This is a genomic window from Hymenobacter canadensis (genome assembly GCF_027359925.1).
GTDB lineage: Bacteria > Bacteroidota > Bacteroidia > Cytophagales > Hymenobacteraceae > Hymenobacter > Hymenobacter canadensis.
The window spans coordinates 2,642,312-2,662,036 of sequence record NZ_CP114767.1 but is presented as its reverse complement, the minus strand read 5'-3'; the positions used below and the strand labels follow the sequence as shown (position 1 = coordinate 2,662,036).

Annotated in this window: 13 protein-coding genes; 3 read left to right on the top strand and 10 right to left on the bottom strand. The window is 62.0% G+C overall.

What is annotated here, in order from left to right; all coding sequences use genetic code 11:
- Nucleotides 1-21: 21 nt before the first annotated feature.
- The 6 genes from O3303_RS11355 to O3303_RS11330 form a co-directional block, all read right to left on the bottom strand.
- Nucleotides 22-642, bottom strand: coding sequence for a PKD domain-containing protein (locus tag O3303_RS11355; RefSeq protein WP_269558533.1), 621 nt, complete (start codon nt 640-642; stop codon nt 22-24).
- Nucleotides 643-678: 36 nt separating this feature from the next.
- Nucleotides 679-1,398 (bottom strand): LytR/AlgR family response regulator transcription factor, encoded by a 720-nt coding sequence (locus tag O3303_RS11350; RefSeq protein ID WP_269558532.1) that lies wholly within the window; start codon nt 1,396-1,398, stop codon nt 679-681.
- A gap of 52 nt (nt 1,399-1,450) precedes the next feature.
- Nucleotides 1,451-5,113 carry a hybrid sensor histidine kinase/response regulator gene (locus tag O3303_RS11345; RefSeq protein WP_269558531.1) on the bottom strand — a complete coding sequence of 1,221 codons (3,663 nt, stop codon included), beginning with the start codon at nt 5,111-5,113 and terminating at the stop codon, nt 1,451-1,453.
- A 214-nt stretch (nt 5,114-5,327) separates the two neighbouring features.
- Nucleotides 5,328-7,361: an OmpA family protein gene (locus O3303_RS11340; RefSeq protein WP_269558530.1), complete on the bottom strand. Its 2,034-nt coding sequence runs from the start codon at nt 7,359-7,361 to the stop codon at nt 5,328-5,330.
- A gap of 79 nt (nt 7,362-7,440) precedes the next feature.
- Nucleotides 7,441-8,502 (bottom strand): tetratricopeptide repeat protein, encoded by a 1,062-nt coding sequence (locus tag O3303_RS11335; RefSeq protein WP_269558529.1) that lies wholly within the window; start codon nt 8,500-8,502, stop codon nt 7,441-7,443.
- Between the two features lie 126 nt (nt 8,503-8,628).
- Nucleotides 8,629-8,922 (bottom strand): hypothetical protein, encoded by a 294-nt coding sequence (locus O3303_RS11330; RefSeq protein WP_269558528.1) that lies wholly within the window; start codon nt 8,920-8,922, stop codon nt 8,629-8,631.
- Between the two features lie 180 nt (nt 8,923-9,102).
- Here O3303_RS11330 and O3303_RS11325 point away from each other — a divergent pair, with 180 nt between their 5' ends.
- A complete protein-coding gene (locus O3303_RS11325) occupies nt 9,103-9,525 on the top strand; it encodes a BrxA/BrxB family bacilliredoxin (protein WP_269558527.1) in 423 nt (140 codons plus the stop codon).
- A 192-nt stretch (nt 9,526-9,717) separates the two neighbouring features.
- On the opposite strand, the gene recQ is transcribed toward O3303_RS11325, so the two are convergent.
- Nucleotides 9,718-11,913, bottom strand: coding sequence for a DNA helicase RecQ (gene recQ / locus O3303_RS11320; RefSeq protein ID WP_269561902.1), 2,196 nt, complete (start codon nt 11,911-11,913; stop codon nt 9,718-9,720).
- Nucleotides 11,914-12,084: 171 nt separating this feature from the next.
- On the opposite strand from recQ, the gene O3303_RS11315 reads away from it, so the two are divergent.
- The gene (locus tag O3303_RS11315; protein WP_434086399.1) at nt 12,085-13,062 is read left to right on the top strand and encodes a KpsF/GutQ family sugar-phosphate isomerase; all 978 of its coding nucleotides are present in this window, start codon (nt 12,085-12,087) and stop codon (nt 13,060-13,062) included.
- Between the two features lie 123 nt (nt 13,063-13,185).
- On the top strand, nt 13,186-14,277 hold the full coding sequence (locus tag O3303_RS11310) for a mannose-1-phosphate guanylyltransferase (RefSeq protein ID WP_269558525.1): 1,092 nt from the start codon (nt 13,186-13,188) through the stop codon (nt 14,275-14,277).
- A gap of 77 nt (nt 14,278-14,354) precedes the next feature.
- Here O3303_RS11310 and rlmB read toward each other — a convergent pair whose 3' ends face one another.
- The 3 genes from rlmB to O3303_RS11295 all read right to left on the bottom strand — a co-directional run bounded on the left by rlmB (nt 14,355) and on the right by O3303_RS11295 (nt 19,706).
- On the bottom strand, nt 14,355-15,395 hold the full coding sequence (gene rlmB, locus O3303_RS11305; protein WP_350356581.1) for a 23S rRNA (guanosine(2251)-2'-O)-methyltransferase RlmB: 1,041 nt from the start codon (nt 15,393-15,395) through the stop codon (nt 14,355-14,357).
- Entirely contained in the window at nt 15,359-16,576 is a 1,218-nt protein-coding gene (locus O3303_RS11300; RefSeq protein WP_269558524.1) for a GWxTD domain-containing protein, read from the bottom strand. Before O3303_RS11300 ends, rlmB begins: the two co-directional genes overlap by 37 nt.
- Before the next feature lie 130 nt (nt 16,577-16,706).
- Entirely contained in the window at nt 16,707-19,706 is a 3,000-nt protein-coding gene (locus O3303_RS11295) for a DUF2723 domain-containing protein (RefSeq protein ID WP_269558523.1), read from the bottom strand.
- Nucleotides 19,707-19,725: the final 19 nt, after the last annotated feature.

Here is a 19,725-nt window from a genome sequence, read left to right as displayed (position 1 = left end):
AAATTGCTTTTTATGAGCGGGTTATGGCTCAATTAGGATGCTCACCAGCCGGGTAACACAGTGGCTGTCGGGGCAGGTGTCGGGACCATTGCCGCGCAGGGCCATGCGCACTACGTACCTGCCGGGCCGGCGGAAGACGTGCTCTACGCGGCGGCCATTTTCCACGGACCCATCCCGGAAATCCCATAGTATCACCACATTTTCGCATAGCGGTAGCTGCGAGTCGAGGGCATCAAATGCTATTCGCTGGCCAACGCGGGCGTTTGCCGGGGAGGCCCGGAAATTGAGGACTATTTCTTGGGTGAAGTCAACCGGGATGAGCTTTTCGGCGGCCCGCACCTCGCCGGTTTTCTCGTCCACTACGTCCAGTTGCACGGTGTAGCGGCGGCGCTCGGTGTAGCAATGGGCTACGGTGGCACCGGTCAGGGTGGTGCCGTCGCCCATCAGCCAGCGGTAGCTAAGAGGCCCTGCGGCCGAGTCGACGGAAGTGCGGGCGTCCAGCTCCACGCACATCTCCACAAGGCGCGCCGGCGGGCATTGCGCGCTAGTGGTGTCGCCGGCTGTTTGGGCACGGGCAGCCCGGGGCAGGGCCGCCAGCAGGGCGGTCAGCAGAAGCAGGGCAAAGAAACGGCAGGTGTGCACGGCTGGCTAAACCAAGTACGTTGAACAGAGGCGGCGCTAGAACTTATTGAGCCGCTGAAATACGTCGCGCGTGTAGGTCTGGCCGATGGGAATGTGCTTGCCATCAATGAGGATGGAATTGTCCTCGATGGCCTGGACGCGTTTCAGGTTGACGATAAACGAGCGGTGCACCCGCACGAAAAGGCCGGTCGGAAACTTCTCTTCCACCGCTTTCATGGTGCTGTACACGATGAGCTTGCTCTGGCCCGTCACCACGTGCACGTAGTCGCCGAGGGCCTCCACGTAGCGCACTTCGTCGAATATGACCTTCACCAGCTTGGTATCTACCTTCATGAAGGTAAAATCGGCGGTTTCGGTGGCCGTGGCGGGCTCGGGGTCGGTGCGGGCAGAGGACAGTTCCAGCGCGCGCTGCGCGGCTTTCAGGAACCGGGCATAGCTGATGGGCTTTACCAGATAGTCGACCACATCGTGCTCGAAGGCCTCGACGGCGTATTGCTGGCTGCTGGTGATGAGGACCACCATAGGCGGGTTCTGCAGCGTGCGGAGCAGGTCGATGCCCGACATCAGGGGCATCTCCACGTCCAGGAACAGCAGGTCGACGGCTTGGGTGCGCAGGACTTCAGCCGCCTGTACGGCACTGGTGCAGGAGCCGGCCGAGGTCAGAAAGTCGGTGCTGGCAATGCAGTTTTCAACAATCTGAATGGAAAGCGGGTCATCGTCGATAACCAGGCAGCGGAGCGGGGAGGGGTGCGGCATATACTCAAAGGTAAACTATCCCCTGAAAAAACCACACCGCAGCCACCAAGCCTTAACTGACCATGATACGGGTCTGAATAAGCGGATACAGGTCGGCCAACTGCAGATCCAGGTGCCCCAGGCCGGTGGCCAGCTGGTCGGGGGAGGCGTGCTGCCGGGCCTGCTGCTCGAGCTGCTCGAGCGTGGCGTGGAGCGCTGGCACCCCAAAGTACGCTACCTGGCCTTTCAACTTGTGCGCAGTGCGGGCCAAGGCCTCGTGGTCGGTAGCGGCGAAGGCGGCGGCCAACTCCTGCTGCAGCAGGGGCGCCTGGGTTAGAAACGTCCGGATGATCTGGCCGATAAAGGCTTCGTTGCCGCCCGCCAGCTCTTCCAGCAAAGTCCAGTCGAGGGCGGCAGCCGGAGTAGCAGGCGCCACTTCTGCCGGTGCGGCTGCCGGTGTGGCGGCCTCGGTGGTAGGGCGGCGGGTATGCTGGGCGAGCCGGGCGAAAAGTACGGCCGGGTCGAAGGGCTTGGCCAGCGTGTCGTTCATGCCGGCTTCCAGGGCCAGGGCGCGGTCTTCGGGCAGGGCCGACGCCGTAAGGCCGATAATCGGGAACTGGCCGGCATCAGGAAAGAGCATGCGCAGCTGTCGGGAGGCTTCGTAGCCGTCCATTTCCGGCATCTGCACGTCCATCAGCACGGCATCGAAAGCCTGAGTGGCGGCAGCTTCCACGGCCAGGCGGCCGTTGGCAGCTATGGTTACCTGCACGTTCCAGGCTTCGAGGGTTTTGCGGGCTACCAGCTGGTTGAGCTCGTTGTCTTCGGCCACCAGCACGTGCAGCGCCGGCTCGAAGCGGCCGACGGCCAGGCTGGCTTCGGCGGGCACGGTAGCCGGGTCGGCGGCTTCGTAGGCGATACTGAAGTGAAAGGTGGAGCCAGCGCCGTCCTGGCTTTCCACGCCCAGTTGGCCGCCGTGCAGCTCCACCAAGTTGCGGGCGATGCTCAGCCCCAGCCCGGTGCCACCAAACTGGCGGGTGGTGCTGGTGTTAGCCTGCGAGAAGTCCTCGAAAATGGCTTCCAGCTTATCAGCCGGAATGCCGATGCCGGTGTCCTGCACCGCGAAATGCACCGCGGGCCGGGCCGTACCGGTGGCTTCTTCGGGCACCGATACGCGCAGCGTGACGCCGCCGCGGGTGGTGAACTTGATGGCGTTGCCGACCAAATTGACCAGCACCTGATTGAGGCGCACCGGGTCGCCAAAGACGGCAGCGGGCACGCCGGGCCCGATTTCCAGCCGGAAGTAGAGCTGCTTGCTTTCGGTGGCGAAGCGGAACATGCTGGCCACGCGCCGCAGCAGCTCCGGCAGCCGGAACGCGGTGTGCTCCAGCGTCATCTTGCCGGCCTCAATCTTGGAGCTGTCGAGGATGTCGTTGATGATGACCAGCAGGTTCTGCGATGACGATTGCACGGCCTCCAGGTACTCACTCTGCTCGCCGGTGAGGGGCGTCTGGCGCAGCAGGTGCGAGAGGCCGATAACGGCGTTCATCGGCGTGCGAATCTCGTGGCTCATGTTGGCCAGAAACTGGGCCTTGGCCTTGCGCGAGGCCTCGGCCACGTCGCGGGCCACGGTCAGTTCAACGTTCATCTCCTCGATGTGGGCATTCTGGTGGCGCAGTTCCTGGGTTCGCTCGCGCACGGTGGTTTCCAGCTGTAGCTTCTGCTGCCGCAGCACCGCCTCGCGCCCCCGCACAAACGCCCAGATGCCGGCCCCAGCCGCCAGCACGCTCAGGACCGCAAACCACCACGTGCGCCAGAATGGCGTGGCGATGCTGAAGGCCACAGTGGCCGGCCGGCTCCACGCGCCCTGCTCGCCGCGCCGGGCCCGCACCTCGAATTGGTAGGCGCCAGCATCCAGTTGGGCAAACTGCGCTTCGGTGGCCGTGGAAGGCTTGCTCCAGACCATATCGTAGTCGCGCAGGCGATACTGGTACTGCAGGCTGGCCGGGCCGGCCAGCAGGCTCACGGCCCGAAACGCAAACCCCAACCGGTGCCGGGTAGCGGACAGCTGCCTCAGCTGCTGCGGAGCCTGGGCGGCGCCATCCACTTCGCTGCTCAGGATGGCCGGGGCCGGAACCGCCAGGCTGGGCAGTAGCTCGGGGTAGTTGGTGCGCACGCACAGCAGGCCCGTACGGGTCTGAATCCAGGCGCAGTAGTCGTTCCAAGCGACGGCCGCTGCGGGCAGCAGTTCCCGCACCAGCGGGTTGTCGGGCAGGGCAACCGGCCGGAACCGCTGCCGCGTACTGTCCAGGAAGCTGAGGCCGTTGCGGTGTACGGCGAGCACCTGCTCCTTCCGAAAATCGTGGTGGTAGGCGGCGTGGTAGTTGGTGCCCCAACGTACGGGAAGCAGGGCATAATTATAAGGGGAAAGCAGGCCCTCGGCCGGGCCATACGGGCGAAGCTGGCCTTTTTCGTAACAGAGCACGCCGCTGCCTTCGGTGCCAATCCAGACCCGGCCGGCATCATCGGTGAGCAAGGCCGACACGTCGATAGCACCGGTCCGGAACCGGAAGTAGTGGAACCGGCCCCGCTGCCAGAACGCCAGCCCCGTATCGTGGGTGCCCAGCCAGACCCGGCCCGCCGAGTCGGCGGCAAGGGCATAAATGGTATTGTGCAGCAGGCCATTGGCGGTGGTGAAGTGCTCGGCGGCCTGCGTGGTGTCGGCGGGCAGACGGTACACGCCATCCAGGGCGGTGCCCACCCACAAGTCGCCGCCGGGGTGCTGGGTCAGGGCCGTAACGGCCAAGGTTGGGGGCAGCCGTCGTACGCGCCGCATCGGCTGCTCGCCCGAAGGAATAGGCTTCTGCCACAGCCCGTGGCCCTGCGTGCCTGCCCATAGCGTCTCCGGCGCCGGCTTGGGGTACCGGCCATCGAACATTGGGTTGGTGCGCTCCGAAGGCGTGCGCAGCACCACGCTGGGCGCGTAGGGCAGTAGCCAAAGTGGGTAGGCAATCAGTGGCGACGGCCGGCTGGCAGTGGGGTTGAGCGTGAAGTATTGGCCACCGGCAGAAATGCCCTCTGCGTGGCCGCCCTCATGCAGCGCCAGTGGAGTAGCCGGGGATGCCGGGTTCGGATAAAAGCTGATGTGGCGGTCGGCCCAGCGCCACAGCCCCTGGCCGGCCGTGCCAATCCAGAGGGTTTGTTCCCGATCGGTGAGCTGGCACTGGGGCACGGTGCCGGCGGGCAGCACCTGCTGCATGTCTGGTAGGCGGCTGGCGGGATATGGCGGCAGATCGAACGGGTCGCGGGCCGTGTCGGGGGGCGCGATGCCGGGGGTGGTGCGCAACGCCCTAGGCCGCGCCGCGCCGGCCGCTACTGCCTGAAAGCGCTGCCCATTCCAGCGGGAAGTGCCGCCTTGGTAGTGCGCTGCCCACAGCTGGCCGGTGCGGGGCTGCACGTAGAGCCCCGTCACAAAATCCTCAGCCAGCCCGTCTTTGGTGGTGTACGTCACGAACTCCGTACCGTCGTAGCGCACGAGACCCTCGGCGGTGCCAATCCAGAGGTAGCCCTGCCGGTCTTGCGCGAGGGCGTAGATGAATGGCTGCGGCAACCCCTCGGCCGGCCCAAACTGCTTCAGAAACTGCTGCCCCTGCACCGACTGCGCCTGGCTGCGCGGCGCGGCCAGCAGCATGAGCACCAACACCAGCCCCAGACGAAACAGTAAAAGAAATGGGCGCAACACAGGCAGCTGGCAGAGAAGAAAACAATCGAAACGGAAGCGGTTGGCAAGGTAGTGGCTTGCCGGCAGTCAGCCGCGTGCTCCCGGGGAACCGGGTAGTTTTCTCGTTGAATGTGAGGCCACACTGGTTGGCCGAGGTAAGTATCCGACAAAGACAGCCCCCGCCAACCAGGGGAACCGGCGGACGGGGGCAGTGCAAAATCGGCCGGAAACGCTACTTGCCGGTCACCTTGAACTCGGTGCGGCGGTTTTGCTGGCGGCCGGCCTTGGTTGTGTTCGGCGCCACGGGCTGGGTGTCGCCGTAGCCGGCGAAGGTGAGGCGGTCCTTGGCCACGCCCTTGGTCACGAGGTAGTCTACCACGGTTTTGGCGCGGCGCTGGCTCAGGTCTTTGTTGTAGGCGGCATTGCCCACGTTGTCGGTGTGGCCCGAGATTTCCAGGCGCAGGGCGGGCGTTTCGGTGAGCAGCTTCTGCAGGCGCTCCAGCTCGCCGGTGCTTTCCTTGCGCAGCGTGGCCTTGTCGAAGTCGAAGAAGATGTTGTTGAGCACCACTTTCACGCCCACGTCCAGCTTCTTGAGCTGAATGTCCTTCACGACCTCCGAATAGGCCGTGCCGGCCGGCAGATCGAAGTTTTCGGAGTGGAACAGGTAGCCGTCCTGCCGCACCACAATGCCGTAGTTCACGCCCGAGGGCAAACTCACCAGGTAGCGGCCCGACTGCGCATTGGCCTTGAACGAGGCAATGTTTTCGTTACGCGAGTTGTCAATTACATCAATGGTGGCCTCCAGGGGCTGCTTGCTGGCGGCATCCGTGATAGTGCCTTTCAGGATGGTCACCTGGGCGGTGGCCACGGGCACGGCCGGGGCCAGCTGGGTTTCCTTTACGGGCTGCACGCGGGAGGCTAGCAGCTGGTCTTCCTGGCTGAGCGCCGGCGCCTTTTCGGCCCCCAGAAATGTAATCTGGTAGATGTCCTTGGAGCCCAGGCCGTCGTCGCGGAACGACGAATAATAGCCGTGCCGGCCCGAGGCCGAAATCACGAAGAATACGTCATCATCAGGCGTATTGATGGGCCAGCCCAGGTTTTCGGGGGCGCCCCACTTACCGTTTTCGTACGTGGAGCGGAAGATGTCGTAGCCGCCCATCGAGTTGTGGCCCTCGCTGGAGAAGTACATGGTTTTGCCATCGGGGTGCAGAAACACGCCTTCCTCGCCGTAGGGTGTATTGATGGCGGGGCCGAGGTTCACAGCCGGACCGCGGCCTTCCATTTCCACTTTGTAGATGTCGCGCGAACCCAGCCCGCCGGGCTTGTCGCTCACAAACAACAGGCTGCGTCCATCCGGCGTGTAGGCCGCCGACGACTCGTGCGCCTTGCTGTTGATACGGGTGCCCAGCTGCTTGGGCTTGCTCCACTCGGCGCCGCGCAGGTTGCTTTCGTGCAGGTCGCCGCCATTGTCTTCCATGTACACCAGCAGGCGCTGGGCGTCGGGCGCGAGGCCCACGGTGGCGTCGTGGCCGGCGGTATTCACGGTTTCGCCGAGGCTGCGGGCCGGGCCCCAGGCGTCGCCGCTACGGACACTCTGGTACACGTCCTCGAAGAAGCCGCCCGATTCGGGGTCTTTCTCGCCGCCGGTAGAGCCCTGGCGGCGCGAGGTGAACAGCATCACCGACTCATCGGCCGAAATAACGGGGCCGTAGTCGGGGTAGGGAGAGTTTACGCCCGGTCCGGCGTTGTCTACGAACACCCGGATGGGCTTGGCTTCCAGCAGGCGGCCGTTTTCACACTCTTTGATTTTCTTCTGGATGTCCTGCGTGAAGCCGGCCGTGTTTTTGGTGCCGGTGGCGGGCGTGGCCTGCTTGTATTCGGCAATGGCCGCCGCCCACTTGCCGTTCAGGTGCAGCCCGCGCCCCAGCAGGTAGTGGATGCGCGGATCGACGCCGGCGTTGAGCTGGTAGGCCTTCTGCAAATACGCCAGCGCCCGCGGCTTAAACCCCGAATGCAGGTAACAATCCCCGATCTTGAGGTTCAGCTCAGCGTTTTCGGCGTTGAGCTTCTGGGCTTCCAGGTAGTGCGGCAGGGCCTGCTCGTAGCGGGGCGGGTCGTTGAGGTACCACTCGTCGCCGAGCTTGATTTCCTTGAGTGCCGCCCGCAGCCCATCCTTGTCGTTGCCGAACCGGTCTTTGCTGAACTCCACGCTTTGGGCCTGCGCGGCCGAGGAAAGCAGGAGCAGGGCGAGTAGGTATTTATACATGAGGATATGAAGCTATTGGGAGGGCGTCATGCTTCGGCAAGCTCAGCATGACGTTCTTTTATCGTCTGAAAGCACGCACCTACTCGCCGCAGCCGGAGTTAGCGGCATAGTTGGTGCCGATTTCCAGGCCCAGCTCGGCGGCTTTGCGCCAGTCCTGGCAGGCGCCGTCGGCGTTGCGCAGCATCTCGCGGGCGTGGCCGCGGTTGAGGTAGGCTTCGGCGTACTGCGGGTTGAGGGCAATGGCTTTGCCGGCGTCGGCTTCGGCCTTTTTGTAGTCTTCCAGCTTGAGGAAAGCGGCGGCGCGGTTGTTCCAGGCAAAGGCGTAGGCCCCGTCCAGCTCAATGGCGCGCCCGAAATCCTCGGCGGCGCCTTTGTAGTCGGCGGCCTCGTAGCGGGCGGCGCCGCGGTTGGTATAGGCCACGGGGTTGTCCTGCTTTTTCTGCAGATACTGCGTGTAGTCCTGCAGAGCCCCTTTCAGGTCGCCGGCGCGGCGCTTGGTGCCGGCGCGGTTCAGCAGGGCCGGCAGCAACTCGGGCTGCAGCGTGAGGGCGCGGGTGTAGTCCTGGATGGCGGCCGGATACTCCTGCAGCTGGCGCTCGGCGCTGGCCCGGTCGTGCCAGGCGTAAGCGTAAGTGGGGTCGGCCTTGGTGGCCTGCTCGAAATCGGCCTTGGCCGCTTTGTACTCCCCTTTCTCGAAGCGCAGGGCGCCGCGGTAGTACCAAGCCGGGGCGTAGGCCGGGTTGGTTTCTACGGCTTTGGAATAGTCCTGCTCGGCCTCGGCGGGCTGTTTCAGTGCTTCCCGGGCTTGGCCGCGCCCAAAATACGCGGTGCCGCTGGCCGGGTCCAGCTTGATGGCGGCATCATAATCCTGCACGGCCGGCTGGTACTCCTGTAGCTCGTAGCGGACGGCGGCGCGATTGTAATAGGCTTTGGCAAAGTCGGGCTTGGCCGCCAGCGCCCGGTCGAAATCCTGCAGGGCCGCGCGGTAGCTTTTCTGGTTAAACTTGGCCACGCCGCTGTTGTACAGCCGTTCGGCCTGTTGGGCGGGCGGCAAGGTGGTGGCGCGCACGGTATCTACCTGGGCGGTGGCCGCCAGGGGCAGCAGGCTGCCGACCGCCAGCAACAGTATCAGTTTTAACATAGCATCCGGCCGTTTAGCATTGGCCGGATAAATGTAATTTTAATTGCGCAAACCACGTAAATAGCCAGCTGATTTTGTTTGCCGGTAGAACTATGGCAAGAACGAGTAGTAGCCCCTTGCTTGCGGCTAGGCTGGGAGCTGCGTACGCACCAGCTGCTGCCATTCCGTCCGGCTGTTGCCCGTGAACACCGGCCGCCCGGCTTGCTGGTACCAGTAAGCCGCATTGCCAGCGTCACCTTCCTGGCGGTGCAGCAGCGCGTGCAGCCAGTCGAAGAGCGGGTCGCCTTCGTGCTGCTGGGCAATATCGTGGGCGAGGCTCCATTCGTCGCGGCCGGCATACCAGAGGGCGCGCAGCAGCGGCGAAATACCTGCCGGAGCTTGAGGTTGGGTGAGAGAAGCGGAAAAGGCAGCGTAGGTCATGGTAGGGAACAGAAAAGGCGGAGGTGAGTAAAGTGCGTAACTGGGCGCTCAGTAAACTTCTCAGAGTGCATTTTGGTTGAATACGCCAGCTGCCGGATGGCCGCCGTTTATTGCGTAATTTTGCGGCAGCGGTGGCCGTCAGCCACCTGTCATTTTTCCCTCAACGCCTAGCTTTTACCTATGGCTACGTACCCCGAATACATGGTTGCCCCCATCCGCCAGGACCTCACCGAGGCCGGCTTCGAGCAACTGATGACCCCCGAAGAAGTGGACGCCGTCCTCAACGAGCAGAGCGGCACCGTGCTGGTAGCCGTTAACTCGGTATGTGGCTGTGCCGCTTCCAAAGCCCGCCCGGCCCTGAAAATGGCCGTGTCCAGCTCCGATAAGAAGCCCGCCAAGCTCGTGACGGTATTTGCCGGCATGGAAACCGACGCTGTAGCCAAGGTGCGCGAGCATCTGCTGCCGTATCCGCCCAGCAGCCCTAGCATTGCCCTCTTCAAAGACGGTGAGCTGGTGCATATGATTGAGCGCTACCACATCGAAGGCAACGACCTTATGCGCATCGTCAACAACCTGCAGGGCGCTTTCGAGGAGCACTGCTAATCACGGATTTTTTCGGATTAGGCGGATTGGTCGGATTTTGTAGATTATTACCTGTGCAGATTTCGAGTTAATCCAAACAAAAAAGGCTTGCCAAGTGGCAAGCCTTTTTTGTTTGTAGGTCCATTGGTGGAAGCAGACCAGCGTCATCCACAAAATCCGACCAATCCGTCTAATCCGAAAAAATCCGTGATCCTAGTTGGCCACTTCGCTCAGAAACTTAATGCGCATCAAACGCAGATCCTCTTCAGTGTATTCATCGGAGCCGAGCTCTTTCAGGGCCACAGCAATGTTGTCGGTGCTGGCCGACATGAAGTAGTCGTAGATTTCCTCCTGGCGCTCGTAATCCAACACGCCGTCGATGTAGTAGTCAAGGTTGAGCTTGGTGCCGGAGTAGCAGATGTGCTCGATTTCCTCCATCAACTCACGCATGTCAATGCCCTTCGAGGAAGCAATTTCTTCCAGGTCCATCTTCTTATCGATCTGCTGAATGATGTAAATCTTGATTTTCGACTTGTTGACGGCCGACTTTACCACCACGTCGGTGGCGGTTTCGATGTCGTTGTCGTCGACGTACTTTTTGATCAGGGCCAGAAACGGCGTGCCAAACTTGGTGGCCTTGCCCTGCCCGACGCCGCCCACGTGGGCGAGGTCGTCCATCTTTAGCGGGAAGGTGGTGGCCATTTCCTTTAGGCTCGGATCCTGGAAGAGCACGTACGGCGGCAGGTTTTTCTCCTTGGCCATCTTCTTGCGCAGGTCCTTGAGCATCTGGAACAGCGCTTCGTCGTGGCCGGCGGCCTGCTGCACGCCTTCCTGCTCCAGCTCCTCCTTCACCTCCTCGTCGTAGTCGTGGTCTTTGGTGAGCTTAATCGAATGGGGATTGTCGATGAATTCCATACCCTTGTCGGTGATTTTTACAACGCCAAAGCTTTCAATATCCTTCTCCAATAAACCGAAAATCAGGCACTGCCGCAACAACGAGTGCCAGAACTGCGCGTCGTGGTGCTTGCCCTGCCCGTAGATCGGCAGGCCATTATGGCCGTAGCTCTCCACGTGCGCATTGTTCATGCCCATCAGCACGGTCCCGATGTGGTCGAGGCCAAACCGCTGCTCAGTCTGGACCACGGCCTTCAGCGCCATAGCCACCTCATCCTTCGCCTCAAACCGCTCCTTGGGGTGCTTGCAGTTGTCGCAGAAGCCGCAGTCGGTGGGGTAGGTTTCGCCGAAGTAGTGCAGCAGCTGCTTGCGCCGGCACACGGCCGAATCGGCGTAGTTGGCCATTTCCTGGAGCAGCAGCTTGCTGTTGTCGCGCTCCGTCACGGGCTTGTCCTTGTTGAACTTCTCCAGCTTCACGATGTCGTCGTAGCTGTAGAACATTAGGCAGTCGCCGTCCAGGCCGTCGCGGCCGCCGCGGCCGGTTTCTTGGTAGTAGCCCTCAATGCTTTTGGGCGTGTCGTAGTGAATCACGAAGCGCACATCGGGCTTGTCGATGCCCATGCCGAAGGCAATGGTCGCCACGATGACGTCGGCGTCCTCGTTCAGAAAAGCGTCCTGGTTGGCCATGCGCACGTGTGGGTCGAGGCCGGCGTGGTAGGGCAGGGCCCGCACGTCGTTGACCTTCAGCAGCTCGGCAATTTCTTCCACCTTTTTGCGGCTCAGGCAATAGATAATGCCGCCCAGGCCTTTGCGCTGCTTCACGTACTGAATCAGCTGCTTCTTGGTGTTGTGTTTGGGCCGCACCTCATAGTAGAGGTTGGTGCGGTTGAAGCTGGTCTTGAACACCGAGGCGTCGTCCATCTGCAGGTTTTTCTGGATATCCAGCTGCACTTTGGGCGTGGCCGTGGCCGTGAGGGCAATGATGGGCACCTGCCCGATGTTGTCGATAATGCCGCGGATGCGGCGGTACTCCGGCCGGAAGTCGTGGCCCCACTCCGAAATGCAGTGGGCCTCATCGATGGCTACGAAGCTGATGGTAGCTTTCTGCAGAAACTCGATGGTTTCGTCTTTGGTGAGGCTTTCGGGCGCCACGTACAGCAGCTTCACTTCGCCGCTGATGACGTCGCGCTTCACCCGGTTCATCTCTGCTTTGGTGAGCGTGGAGTTCAGAAACTGGGCGTTCACGCCGAAAGCATTCAGCTGGTCGACCTGGTTTTTCATCAGGGCGATGAGCGGCGAAATAACGATGGCCGTACCCGGCAGCACCAGCGCGGGCAGCTGATAGCAAAGGCTTTTGCCGGCGCCGGTAGGCATAATCACAAACGTGTTGTGGCCTTCGATGACGTTCTGGATAATGGCCTCCTGCGTACCCCGGAACTGCCCGTACCCAAAAACTTCCTTTAATTTGCCCTTCAAATCAGGTGTTGAACTGACTGCGGTATTCACGGCTGGCATCGGCATCCTCACTTACTCGGTTGGGAAATTCAGACAGGACTTCGACGCGTAGCGCGGGTTGCCTATCTCAATCTAAGTATTTTTGAAGTATTCGGTAATGGGTAGCGGCTAAAAAGACAAAACCTTGTTCCGCTAGTAGCCCTCCACACGCAATACCTAATCAAATTTAGATTGAAAGCACAGAACGAGCTTCATTCCATCGCAAAAAATGTGCTTCTGCAGGAAGCAGAAGCCATCAGGGGCGTGGCAGACGCTATTGCGCTGACGCCAGATTTTGCACTATGCGTAGAGGCGATTTTGTCTTTGCGGGGACGGGTAGTGGTGACCGGCATTGGCAAAAGCGCCCACATTGCCGGCAAAATAGTGGCCACGCTGAACTCAACGGGCACTCCGGCGCTGTTTATGCACGCCGCCGATGCCATCCACGGCGACCTGGGCATGATTCAGGCTGAGGACTTCGTGGTAGCCATCAGCAAGAGCGGCGACACGCCCGAAATAAAAGTGCTGGTGCCCCTGCTTAAGCGCAAAGGCGTGCCGCTGGCAGCTCTCGTCAGCAACGCCGACTCCTACCTGGCCCAGCAGGCCAGCTACGTGCTGCACGCCCCCGTCACGCGCGAAGCGTGCCCGCACAACCTGGCCCCTACCACCAGCACCACGGCGGCCCTGGCCCTCGGCGACGCGCTGGCCGTGTGCCTGCTCGAAAGCCGCGACTTCACCCGTCAGGATTTCGCCCGCCTGCACCCTGGCGGCACGCTCGGCAAGCAGCTCTACCTGAAAGTAGGCGACCTGAGCCGCCAGAACCAGCAGCCCCAGGTGCAGGACGATGCGCCGCTGAAAGACATCATCCTGGAAATATCCGGCAAGCGCCTTGGGGCCACGGCTGTGCTAGACGCCGCCGGCCAGCTGCAGGGCATCATCACCGACGGCGACCTGCGCCGCATGCTCAGTACCTTCGCCGGCCGCCTGGAAGACGTGCGCGCCCGCGACATTCTCACGCCCCAGCCCATGAGCGTCGATGTTGACGATTTTGCGGTGGAGGCCTTGGCCCGCATGCAGCAGCGCAACATCACGCAGCTCATCGTTACGGAGCAGGGCCGCTTCAGCGGCTTCATCCATCTGCACGATCTGCTGCGCGAAGGGTTGGTGTAGGTGCATTTCAGGCAGGCATTTTTGGAAGCCCGCTACCTACCCCCCCCTTTTGTGCCAGTAAAAGCAGATATTGGCACGCTTCAATACCTGTTTCGTCCTCATTCTACACCGGCTCTGAAAACTATGACACCAAATACCTATCTCGTAGTGATGGCCGGCGGCATTGGTAGCCGCTTCTGGCCTTTTAGCCGTACGCACCTGCCCAAACAGTTCCACGACGTAATGGGAGTCGGGCGCTCCATGTTGCAGCTCACGGTGGAGCGCTTTCAGGGAATCTGCCCACCCGAAAACGTTTTTGTGGTTACAAACCGCGACTACATGGAACTAGTGCATCAGCACTTGCCCGCGCTGCCGGCTGATCAGATTCTGGGGGAGCCTATCGGCCGCAATACGGCTCCCTGCATTGCCTACGCCAGCTACCGCATCGCGCAACGTGACCCCAAAGCGGTAATCGTTGTGACGCCCGCCGACCATGCGGTATTGCGTGAGGTCGAGTTCCAGCGCATTATCAATCAGGCCGTTGAGGCCGCCCGGGAAAACGAAATCCTGATAACACTCGGCATCCAGCCCTCCCGGCCGGATACCGGTTATGGGTATATTCAGTATCTGGACGAGGAGGTAGCGGAAAAGCTTCCTAAAGGCCTGAAAAAGGTGAAAACCTTCACCGAGAAGCCCAATCTGGAGTTGGCCCAGATGTTCCTCAATAGCGGGGATTTTCTCTGGAATTCAGGCCTGTTCGTCTGGCGCGCCGATGCCATCATTCATGCCTTTCACCAGTATCTGGGAGACATTGCGGAAGTGTTCGACGAGGGCATTGCGCAACTGGGCACTCCGGCTGAAAGCGAGTTCATTGCCGCCGCCTACACCCGCTGCCGCAACATCAGTATCGACTACGGGGTGATGGAAAAGGCCGATAACGTGTATGTGCTTCCCGCCGACTTCGGCTGGAGCGACCTGGGCACCTGGGACTCGCTGCACCGCATGGGCCACCATGATGCCGACAATAACGTGGTGGACGGCGACGCCATTCTGTATGATACCCGCGAGTGCGTCATCAAAACTCCCGCTGAGCGTCTGGTGGTGGTGCAGGGGCTGGATGGCTATATCATTGCGGAATATGACAACGTGCTGCTAATCTGCAAGCGCACGGAAGAGCAGCGCGTAAAGGATTTTGTGGCGGACGTAAAAGCGAAAAAGGGCTTAGGCTACAATTAGCTTGCATCACGCCATAAAAAAGGCCGGCCCGTACTCCCAATCGGGGGTGCGGGCCGGCCTTTTTTGTGGCGTGATGCCTATGCTTTGCTGGCGGTAAGACGCTGGCGCAATACTTCAAACAGCATAATGCCGCTGGCGACCGACACGTTGAGCGAGCCAATCTGGCCGGTCATCGGGATGCGGAGGCGGTGGTCGGCGAGCTGCAGGTACTCGGGGCTGATGCCGTCTTCCTCGCTGCCCATAAGCACGGCCACGGGGCCGGTCATGTCGACGGTGGCGGCTTCCAGGCTGGCGTCGGACTTCTCGGTGCAGGCTACAATCTGCACGCCCGACTGGCGTAGGAAGTTCAGGCTGTCGCGCAGGTTGGCTTCGCGGCACACCGGAATCAGGTTCAGGGCCCCGGCAGAGGTTTTCACGGCGTCGCCGTTGATCTGGGCGGCGCCGCGGGCGGGCACCACAATGGCGTGCACGCCCATACACTCGGCGTTGCGGGCAATGGCGCCGAAGTTACGCACGTCGGTCACGCGGTCCAGAATCAGCAGGAAAGGTACTTTGCCTTCTTCATACAGGCCCGCCAGAATGCTGTCCAGCGGCATATAGTCGATGGGCGATACGAAGGCTACCGCGCCCTGGTGGTTTTTGCGGGTAAGGCCGTCGAGCTTTTCGGTGGGCACCATCGAAACAGGCGTGCCCCGCTCACGGGCCAGGTCGTTGATTTCCTGGGTGATGCTGTTCTTGGTGCCGCGAAGCAGGAAAATCTTTTCCAGCGTCCGGCCGGCGTGTAGCGCTTCCAGAATAGGGCGCAAACCGAACAGCATGTCGATGTTGTGGTCGGCAGCCGGGCGGTGCGAGTAGAACGGCTTGTCGCCGCCGCCGGATGGGCGGCCGGCGTTGCCACGGGGCCCGCCGTCAAAGCGCTGGCCGCCGCGGTTGTCCGGCCGGTTTTCGGAACGGTTGTCGTCGCGGCCTTCTGGGCGGGCTTCGGGGCGGCGGTAGCCACCGGGCGAGTCGTCGCCGAAGTCGCGGCGCGGGGTGCGCGGCACAGGGCGGTTTTCCGAGTCAAAAAATGTGCGGCGCGGTTTTAGCGGCCGGGGGCGGTCGTCGTTGCTTTTCTCCATTGCTCCACGGCGGCATACCAGAGACGTTCTTGCTCGGGGCGGCGCACCAGTTCATAGTGTTCGGGGGCAAAGGTACTCGGTTTGGGCCGGAACGTATAGGTGGCCGAGGAGCCATTGTCGGAACCGTGATAAACCCAGCGCTCTTCCTGCGCGGTGCGGTACACGGCATCGGGGGCGCCCAGCACCATGTAGAGCATGCCCCGGTCGGTCATCCAGCCGGCTTTATGCGCTGCAAACAACTCATTGGCCACGGCGGCCCGCCCGTAATACGTGCGAATGGCCTGCCGGGCCAGCGTCTGCTGGCCAGCCGCGGCCGCCAGCCAGAACTCGTCTACGGCCCGCTTGGGGTTGGGGGCGGCGTAGAGTTTCGCCCGTTCAGTAGATGTCGTCAAATAAATCAGGGGCTGAATAAGCGCATCGGCGGAAGTCAGGTTGGGATAGTCGCTGTCCGTGACGAGCAGGCCCAGCATGCTGGCTTCGCTGGGTAGCCGCAGCGTGTACAGGCCGGGTTCCGGCAAGGCCAGTGCCGCGCCGGCGCGGGCAAACAACGAATCCAGTACCGTTAGCCAGGGCGGGGCCGAGGACTGCCGGGCGGGGTCGGCGTGGGGGGGCAGGGCGGCCACGAACGGGCTGGCGTAGCGCCTTAGGCTCACGGGTTGGTCGGGGCCGTAGCGGTCCACGAAAAAGGGCTCACCGGCCCGCACCATGGCCCGTAGCAGTGGCTGGCCCAAGCTGTCGGTGAGCAGGAAGGGGCGTGCCAGCCGGGCCGGCGTGAACTGCAGCCAGGCCGCATCGCCGGAAGCGGCATCAGCGGCGGAGCCACTGGCTACGCTCAGTACCATGCCGGCCGGCAGCCGGGCCAGCGGCAAACAGAACTCGACGCGGGCGGCCTCCCCATCGGGGCGGATGCGGCGGGCCAAGTGGCGCACGGTATCCGCCCAGAGCGGGCGTTTGGCGTCATAGGAGGCCCAGGCCATCACGCGCAGCGGCTGACGCTGCCGGAGTACGCTGGCATCCGGGAACAGTAAATAAATGCGCAGGCTGTCGCCTTCCCGGCGCGAGTCGGCCAGCAACTGCCGGTTGGGGTGGTACTGCCCGGCAAAGTCGCGGCGCTGGGCCTGGGTGAGCTGGCTTAGCAGCAGGCAGCAGCTGAGCAGAAACAAACGGATAGAAAGGCGCACAGGCATAAGCTATGGAATAGGCACAAGATCGGACTTCAAGCTACAACCCGGGCAGCGAATGCCGTGCCGAAACAAAAAAACGCCGGTCCACAGGACCGGCGTTTCAGTGAATACAAGGGCTGCCGTGCCGCTACTGGCGCGGGTAGTATTGCTGCAGCAGCTCCAGCGCCTTGGCCGCCCGTGCCTGGTCGCCGACCTGCTCGGCGGCGCGGTACACGCTCTGCAGGCCTAGTAGATACGTCTGATTTTCGATGTCGAACAGGGCCGGATTATGCGTCTGGTAGTAGGCCAGGGCCACCTGGGCGCGGCTGGTCATCTTGTCCATGATGTCCTGGGCGCGGGCCTGCTCGCCCACGGTCACCAGCGCCGGCACAAACTGCGGCGAATAGTAGTCGTAGGGAATCGTGGCGTCGGGCATCACCTCGAAGGCTTTGTCGAGCACTTCCTTGGCTTTGGCCTTGTTGCCGTCGGCGAGGTAGGCATTGGCCAGGCGCGCGAACTTGTCGCGGTAGTTGGCTGGGAAGCGCAGGTGGTTTTCGTCGTAGAAAATGCCGGGCTTGTTGAGGTTGCGGAAGGCGAACTTCTTCATCATGTTCTCAAACATGAGGTCCTTCTGCACGTAGCCTTCGTCCTGGCTGCGGGGCTCGTAATTCGGGTCTTTCAGCGGCAGCACGCGGTAGGCCATGCCTTCGAGCTGGAAGTAGGGCTGCAGATTCATGAAATCGGAGCCGGCGACGGTGCTGGAGAAGTAGATGGGGCGCTTCCAGTTGTTGGTGGCCAGCATGTCCAGAATCACCAGGTTTTTCTTCTCGATGGCACCCTTGCCCATGTCCCACTCCATGCGGCTCACGAGCTGCTTGCGGCGGTCGGCCGGCACCAGGCCCAGCTTTTCCACCGCCGCCGTATCCACGTCGAGGTAGAATTTGCGGGTCGGGAACGACATCATGGACGGTGCACCTTCGCCGTAGGAAACCTTCAGCAAGTCACTGTTCTGCTTCACCAGATCCACGAACTGCTTGAGGTTCACTTCCTGCACGGCTGGGTTTTCGGCGTAGGGCAGGTAGTCGTTGGTGCCTTGCTTGTAGCGGTCGGCGGGCATGGAAATCGGCAGCGGCTGCGACTCGTAGGCGCGGCGGCGCATCTGCTCGATGTACCAGTCGGTGTTGAGGTAACTGAGCACGGCCACCCGTACGTCGGTGCGCACACCCTCCACTTCCTGGGCGTACCAGAGCGGGAAGGTGTCGTTGTCGCCGTTGGTGAATACAATGGCGTTCGGCTGCAACGAGTTGAGCAGGTTTTTGGCCGAGTCCACGGAGTTGTAGCGGTCCGAGCGGTCGTGGTCGTTCCAGCCCTGCGCCACCAGAATGGCCGGGGCCAGCAAGCCGATGGCGCTGGCGGCAATGGCGCGGGCGGTATCGGCCTGCAGCACTTTGCGCAGTAGCTCAGCAATGCCCAGCACGCTCAGGCCAATCCAGATGGCGAAGGCGTAGGTAGCGCCCGTGAAGGTGTAGTCCCGCTCGCGGGGCTCGATGGGCGGCTGGTTGAGGTACACCACAATGGCCAGGCCCGTAAACACGAACAGCAAGCCCACGATGAACGCGTTGCGCGAGTCGCGGCGCGCCTGGAAAAACAGGCCAATCAGGCCCAGAATCAGCGGAATGGCGAAGAAATTATTGCGGGCCGGGCTATCAGCCACGCGCTCCGGTAGGCCGGCTTTGCTGGCGTTCCAAGGCCACAGGCCGCCCGATTGCTGAATGTCGCTTTCGCGGCCCACGTAGTTCCACAGGAAGTAGCGCCAGAACTGGTGACCCATCTGGTAGCGGAACAGGAACGAGAGGTTCTGGCCCATGGTCGGCTTCACGCCTTCCCGCACATCCACCCATTTCTGGTAGTTGTAGAGGTGTTCAGGCTGCGGGCTGTAGATGCGCGGCAGCAGCATTTTGTCGGCATCATCATACACGATGTTCTGGCGCTTTTCCGCCACCACGTACTTGTCGCCTTCGCGCACGTAGCGCGGGGCGCCGTCCTCGTAGCGGATCGGGCGGGCATTGAACTGCGGGCCGTAGAGCAGCGGCCGGTCGCCGTACTGCTCGCGCTTGAGGTAGCTCACGAAGCTGAGCACTTCCTCGGGGTTGTTTTCGTTGATGGTAGGGTGGTAGCTGCTGCGGATCGGGATGATGAGGTAGCTGGTGTAGCCAATCAGGATGAACACCAGGCTCAGCATGGCCGTGTTGACGAGGCGGCTACGCTTGCTGAACGAGTAGCGGAAGCCAAACCACAGCAACCCGATGAACAGCACCAGAAAAATAACGATGCCTGAGTTGAAAGGCAGGCCTGCCGAATTCACGAAGAACACCTCGAAGCTGCCAGCCAGCGTGGGCAGACCCGGAATGATGCCGGCCAGAATCAGGCCCACAATCACGAGGCTCACGACCAGCGTAACCACGCCGCCTATGGTAGTAGGGTTGTCGGTGCGGCGGTAGTAGTAGATGAAAGCCAGTGCCGGCACGGCCAGCAGGTTCAGCAAGTGAACCCCGATGCTGAGGCCGATAACGTAGGCAATCAGAATCAGCCATTTGTCGGAATCGGCCTCGTGGGCGCGGTTTTCCCATTTCAGCATAATCCAGACCACCGCCGCCGTGCACAACGACGACATGGCGTACACCTCGCCTTCCACGGCATTAAACCAGAACGAGTCGGAGAAGGCAAAGCTCAGTGCACCTACCGCGCCGGCACCCAGAATCAGCAGCGTCTGGCCCGAAGTAGGCTCCGGCGTGCCAGGCACCGTGTGGCCTGCCACCGGACGGTGCAGCACCAGCTTCTTGGCCAGCATCGTGATGCTCCAAAACAGAAACAGCACCGTAAACGAGCTGCTCAGCGCCGACAGCGCATTCACCAGCACAGACACCTTCGTGACGTCGCCGAACGAAAACAGCGAGAAGATGCGGCCCAGCAGCAGGAACGTGGGCGCCCCGGGAGGGTGGGGCACCAGCAGCTTGTAGGAGCAGGCAATGAACTCGCCACAGTCCCAGAACGAGGCCGTGGGTTCGAGCGTGAGCAGATAGGTGAGGGTGGCAATGGCAAAAACCAGCCAGCCCACTACGTCATTCAGGCTTTTGTAGGAACGCATACGTCTTGGGGTAGGACGG